Annotated in this window: 4 protein-coding genes; 2 read left to right on the top strand and 2 right to left on the bottom strand. The window is 71.2% G+C overall.

The genetic code is table 11. The features are described 5' to 3' along the window. Both O3Q52_RS47700 and O3Q52_RS47695 read right to left on the bottom strand, forming a co-directional pair. On the bottom strand, positions 1-1399 hold a 1399-nt coding region (locus O3Q52_RS47700; protein ID WP_269654712.1), incomplete at its 3' end, for a hypothetical protein. A gap of 282 nt (positions 1400-1681) precedes the next feature. After that, complete coding sequence (locus O3Q52_RS47695) at positions 1682-2806, bottom strand: esterase family protein (RefSeq protein WP_269654711.1); 1125 nt, start codon at positions 2804-2806, stop codon at positions 1682-1684. A gap of 227 nt (positions 2807-3033) precedes the next feature. On the opposite strand from O3Q52_RS47695, the gene O3Q52_RS47690 reads away from it, so the two are divergent. Both O3Q52_RS47690 and folP read left to right on the top strand, forming a co-directional pair. Beyond that, positions 3034-4839 (top strand): phosphatidylglycerol lysyltransferase domain-containing protein, encoded by a 1806-nt coding sequence (locus O3Q52_RS47690; RefSeq protein ID WP_269654713.1) that lies wholly within the window; start codon positions 3034-3036, stop codon positions 4837-4839. Positions 4840-5114: 275 nt separating this feature from the next. After that, positions 5115-5745 (top strand): dihydropteroate synthase (gene folP / locus O3Q52_RS47685; protein WP_269654710.1); only part of this gene is annotated, 631 nt, incomplete at its 3' end.

Here is a 5745-nt window from a genome sequence, read left to right as displayed (position 1 = left end):
GAAGGGGCGTCACGTCGATCGCCGCGGACCGCTGGGGGGCCGTGTCGGTCGCCGTGGACCGCTGGGGGCTCACGTCGGTCGCGGTGGCCTGCGCGTGCGGCCGTACGGTCTCCGCGGGTTGCGTGGCCTTCGCGGGCCTCGCGGATATCGGTGCGGTCGCGGCGGCCGTGCGCTCATGACCGCCGACCGCCTCGGACTTCCCCCGGGCCTCGCCCTCCTGCCCGGCGTCACCCTTGGCGGGGGCACCCGTCACGGTGCTGCCGGCCGCGGACGCGCCCTTGGCGGAGCCGTTCGGGGAACCGTTCGGCCGGGGCGCCCGCTTGCCGGGGCCTCCCGGCGAGGGCGAACCCTTGGGGCCGCCGCCCTTCGTGGTGGCCCGCTTGACCGGACCGCCCTTCGCGGAGGCGCTCGGTGCGGAGCCGCCCGTGGCCGCGTCCTCCTGAGCCGAACCGCCCTCGGCGGACGCGGACTCGGCAGCTGAATCGGCCGCCTCGGGGGCGGTGTCCTCGGCCTCGGTCTCGACCTTGGTGTCGGCCTTGGTGTCGGCCTTGGCCTCGGCCGCAGAGGAGTCGTCCGTCGCCGAATCCGTCGTGGAGTCGACCGTCGTGGAGTCGGCCGTCACCGACTCGTTCTCCGCCGTCACGTCCTCAGCAGGCGCGCCGTCCTCGGACACGTCCTCCGCGGAGTCGTCCGCCGAACCCGCGCCTTCGGTCGCACCGGAGGCGCCGGGCGCATCGGCCGCATCGACAACTGCGCCCTTCGCGAGCCGGTCCAGCGCCGCGTTGGCCTTCACGTAGAGGACCGAGGCCGCCGCGGACGCCGCGAGGGCGGCCTGGACCGTCGCCGCGGTCGCCTCCGGAACCGCGTCCTGGGCGGAGGCGGATGCCGTCTCGTCCGTATCCGGCGGTATCGAAGCCGCGGCGGGCAATGCCCTGGCCGGAGCCGTCGCCTCTATCTCAAGGAGCCGGCGGCCCTCCAGCGCGGTGGCACGCTCGGTCTCCGCCGTGGCGTACCGCCGCAGCAGAGCGGCGTGTTCGTTGCGCAGCCCCTGCAACTCGGCGCGCTTCGCGCGGAGCCGCTGCTCCAGCTTGGTGCGCAGCTCGCGCGACTCGTCGAGGTCGGTCTCGAGTTCGGCGGCCCGCTCCTCGTGACGCCACTCGTCGCTCGCCCGCGCGCGCGTGAGGTCCGCGACCCGTTTGCCCGCCGCCGCGTCCCAGCGGCGCATGACGACCGCGCCCGCGACAGCCGTGGCCGCGGCACCCGCGGCCAGCCCTCGGAGCACCAACGTTTCGGAGAACAGCCATGGCCCCGCGGCGCAGACGGCGGAGACGCCTGCGATCGCCGAGGGGGGCAACAGCCGGTGCAGAGGTGGGGAATGGCGGTGACGTCCTCGTGGCATGGCCAGAAACTTACCGCGCGTAGGCGAATCGTGGTGCCCCGCGGGGCAAAAACACAGCCACACCGAGACCTTCTCACCGCACCATCACCGGGCAATCTCCGCACCGGCCACTCGACGACCACGACTTCGGTCCCTCATCGGCCGCCCCAACTGCCACTGCACAGGCCGCTGTTTCTTGATCGCCCCTTCTCCCGAATCAACCCTTCTCCTGCGGATTGCGGAATTCCGAGTGGGGTTCTTGAGGCTTTCTCCCGGCGTCCGGGAAAGACAGTCATCGGTCGCTCATCGGTCGCTCAGCCGTCCACTGATCCACTGCAGGGTCGCCGGGATCTCGCGCCGCCAGGTGTTGAAGTTGTGTCCTCCGCTGTCGAGGATGATCGACGAGATCCGGGTCGGCTTCTTCGCCTGCACCAGGTCGATGAACCGCAGCGTCTCCTGGTAGTTGCTCTCGCCGTTCCTGCTGCTGCTGACGAGCAGTGAGGTGTCGGGCGCGGGCTTGTGCTTCAGGTACCACATCAGGTCGGCGCGGTTCTTCAACTCCTCGTTCCCATGGAAGAGGTCGCCCGTCGTGGGGTCGCTCGGCGCCCTGTAGTAGGGGGAAAGGCCCGCCCCGGCGGCGTATGTCTCCGGGTGGTGGATCGCGAGCTTCAGCGCGCAGTAACCGCCCGTTGAATCGCCGACGATTCCCCAGCTCCCGGGCTTTTTGCCCACCCTGTAGTGGTGCGATACCGCGTCGGGCAGGTCCTTGGCGAAGAACGACTCGGTCTTCGGGCCGCCGGGAACGTCCACGCATTCCGTGTCGCGCGGCGGCGCGACGGTCGGCCGCATCATGACCAGGATCATCGGCTGCATCGTGCCGTTCTTCGCCAGCCGGTGGGCGGTCTGCGGATAGTGCAGACCCTTGATGAGCGCCTCGGCGGTACCCGGATAGCCGGTCAGTACGACAGTCGCCGGGAACGTACGGGTGCGGTACTGCGGCTGGAAGTACTCGGGCGGCAGATAGACGTACGCCGGAGACGCGATATGGGTCCGCCTGCCCACGATGTCGACCTTCTGGATCTGACCGCCGATCTGCGGCCGCGTCCCTCCGGAGACGTTCACCTGTCGTGTGTCGACCACTTGGAGCGGACCGTTCGTGCCTGCGGCGTCATGGTCGACCACGATGCCCTGGCCCGACTCCTGGCCGAACAGGTCGGCCCAGCTGGCGTAGAACCCGAAAGCCTGGTTGGCGCCGAGGCCGATCGACGCGAAGATCGCGACCTGGGTGGCCAGCAGGAGGCCGATCCGCCCCGACACGGCACGCCAGTTGCGACGCGCGAGCCGCGGCCACCACCACACCGTGCCGACGAACAGCAGCACCGCGAAGAGGACCGCGAATGCCAGCACCTTGTTGCTCGTGAGACCCATGGGCTGTTCCTGCCTGCGCTTTCCGGCCGGTGACCGGCGCCGCTTCCTTCACGGCGCCTTGCCCCGGTCTTTCCTTGCCCTTTGAAACGGTTTTCCGATGGGGAGTGAACCTGTCTCCCCAAGACACCGTCCTAGAGGGCGCAATGTCGCCGGATGCCGGATTGGCACCGGATTCAAGGTCTCTCGCGGAACTACGGGATGCGATGTCTGTCAGGATAGATGGGGAAATATCGGGTGAGGTTCCGGCTCGAACGGGCCGACTGCGGGGCGTACTCCGCGGTCCGCGCCCCGAGGCCGTTCCCGCCCTGGTCGCCAGGGCCTGCACGCTCGTAGGGCTCCTGGACATCGCGGCGGGTGTCTTCCCGCGCTTCCGCAACAGCCGTATGCACACGCTCGCCGAGGTGCTGCCGGGCGCGTTCGGTCCGTTCGCGGCCGCCCTGTCCCTCAGCGCGGGCGTCCTGCTGCTGCTCCTCGCCCACGGTCTGCGCCGGCGCAAGCGGCGGGCGTGGCGGGCCGCCGTGATCCTGCTCCCGGCGGGCGCCCTCGCCCAGTTCACCTACCGGCACTCGCTCATCGGGGTCCTCATCTCGCTGGCGCTGCTCGCCCCGCTGCTGCGCCACCGGAGTGAGTTCAAGGCGCTGCCCGACCCGCGCAGCCGCTGGCGGGCCCTCGCCAACTTCGTCCTCATGGGCGCGGGTTCACTCCTGCTCGGCCTGGTCATCGTCAGCGTCCACCCCAACCGGATGGTCGGCAATCCGAGCCTCGCGGACCGCATCAGCCATGTGCTGTACGGCCTGTTCGGCTTCGAGGGGCCGGTCGACTACCAGGGCACCACGTCCTGGACGGTGGCCTTCTCCCTCGGCGCGCTCGGCCTGCTGACCGCGGTGACCACCATCTACCTGGCCTTCCGCCCCGAACACCCGGCCGCACGCCTGACGGAGGACGACGAGACCCGGCTGCGCGCCCTCCTGGACAAGCACGGCGGCCGCGACTCGCTCGGCCACTTCGCGCTCCGCCGCGACAAGGCGGTCGTCTTCTCGCCGAGCGGCAAGGCGGCGGTGACGTACCGCGTCGTCTCCGGAGTGATGCTCGCCAGCGGCGACCCGATCGGCGACGTCGAGGCCTGGCCCGGCGCGATCGAACGCTTCATGGACGAGGCGAAGGCCCACTCCTGGACGCCCGCCGTCATGGGCTGCTCCGAGACGGGCGGCGAGGTCTGGACCCGCGAGACCGGCCTGGACGCCCTCGAACTGGGCGACGAGGCGGTGGTGAAGGTCGCGGATTTCTCCCTGGCCGGACGCGCGATGCGGAACGTACGCCAGATGGTGAAGCGCATCGAGCGAGCCGGTTACGAGACCCGCGTACGGCGCATCCGTGACCTCAGCGAGGGCGAGCTGGACCGGATCCGGAGCGCCGCGGAGGCCTGGCGCGGCACGGACACCGAGCGCGGCTTCTCCATGGCGCTCGGCCGCATCGGCGACCCGGAGGACGGCGACTGTCTCATCGCCACGGCCCACAAGGAAGACACCGTTCCAGGCCCGTACGGCGACCTGAAGGCCGTACTCCACTTCGTCCCCTGGGGCACCGACGGGGTCTCCCTGGACCTCATGCGCCGCGACCGCTCGGCGGACCCCGGCATGAACGAGCTCCTCATCGTGGCGGCCCTCCAGGCGGCCCCCCGTCTGGGCGTCGCCCGTGTCTCCCTGAACTTCGCGATGTTCCGCTCGGCCCTGGCCCGCGGCGAGAAGATCGGCGCGGGCCCCGTCCTGCGGGCCTGGCGCGGGCTGCTGGTGTTCCTCTCCCGCTGGTTCCAGATCGAGTCGCTGTACAAGTTCAACGCGAAGTTCCGCCCCTGCTGGGAGCCCCGTTTCGTCGTCTACCGCTCCTCCCGCGACCTCCCCCGCATCGGCTTCGCCGCCATGCAGGCCGAGGGCTTCGTGAACCTCGCCCTCCCCCGCCTCCTGCGCCGCCGGGCCCCGGCCCCGCGCCCCTGCGCCCACGCCGTGACGGAACGAGACGTACGAGCGGCGTAACCGCCTCCGCACCCCCGCCCCCACCCCACCAACCCCGACCGCCACGCGACGCCCACCCCCGCGCCGCGCGGCGGTCGGTTGCTTTCTGGGCTCGTCAGGGGGGCCGAGGCCTTGGACCCGAACCTTGAAGCCCGATCCACGGGTGGGTGGGCGGGAAACCAGCCGCGAAGCGGCAATAGGCCACAGCCACAGACAACGACCAGCCGCCGAACAAGACGAGCCCCCCACCACCAAGGCCGACCAACCGCCAACCGCCGGGGGCCTAGGCTGGGGACATGAGCAAAAGGAGCGGGCGCAGCCAAGTCGCGGGCCTCCCTGAGTGGGACCGCTGCGCGGTCATGGGCGTCGTGAACGTGACCCCCGATTCCTTCTCGGACGGCGGCCACTGGTTCGACACGACCGCCGCTGTCAAGCACGGCCTCGACCTGGTCGCGGAGGGCGCGGACCTGGTCGACGTGGGCGGCGAGTCCACCCGCCCCGGCGCCGCCCGCGTGGACGAGGCGGAGGAGCTCAAGCGCGTCATCCCGGTGGTCCGGGGCCTCGCCTCGGAGGGCGTCACCGTCTCGGTCGACACGATGCGTGCCTCCGTGGCCGAGCGCTCGCTCGCCGCGGGCGCCGTCCTCGTCAACGACGTCAGCGGCGGCCTCGCCGACCCGGCGATGATCCCTGCCGTCGCGGCCGCGGGCGCCCCCTTCGTGGTCATGCACTGGCGCGGCTTCCTCCAGGGCAGCACCGTACGGGGGTCGTACGTGGACGTCGTCGCCGAAGTCGTCGCCGAGCTCCACGCGCGCGTGGAGGCCGTTCTGGCGGGCGGTGTCGCCGCGGACCGCATCGTCGTCGACCCGGGCCTCGGCTTCTCCAAGGAGGCCGAGCACGACCTGATCCTGCTCGCCCACCTCGACCGTC

It is taken from the genome of Streptomyces sp. ActVer, assembly GCF_027270795.1.
In the GTDB taxonomy this organism is placed as follows: domain Bacteria; phylum Actinomycetota; class Actinomycetes; order Streptomycetales; family Streptomycetaceae; genus Streptomyces; species Streptomyces umbrinus_A.
This window is presented reverse-complemented; position numbering and strand designations above follow the sequence as displayed.

Excerpts from the sequence above, each read along its gene's own strand:
- O3Q52_RS47695 (WP_269654711.1), bottom strand. The coding sequence starts at position 2,806 with ATGGGTCTCACGAGCAACAAGGTGCTGGCATTCGCGGTCCTCTTCGCG.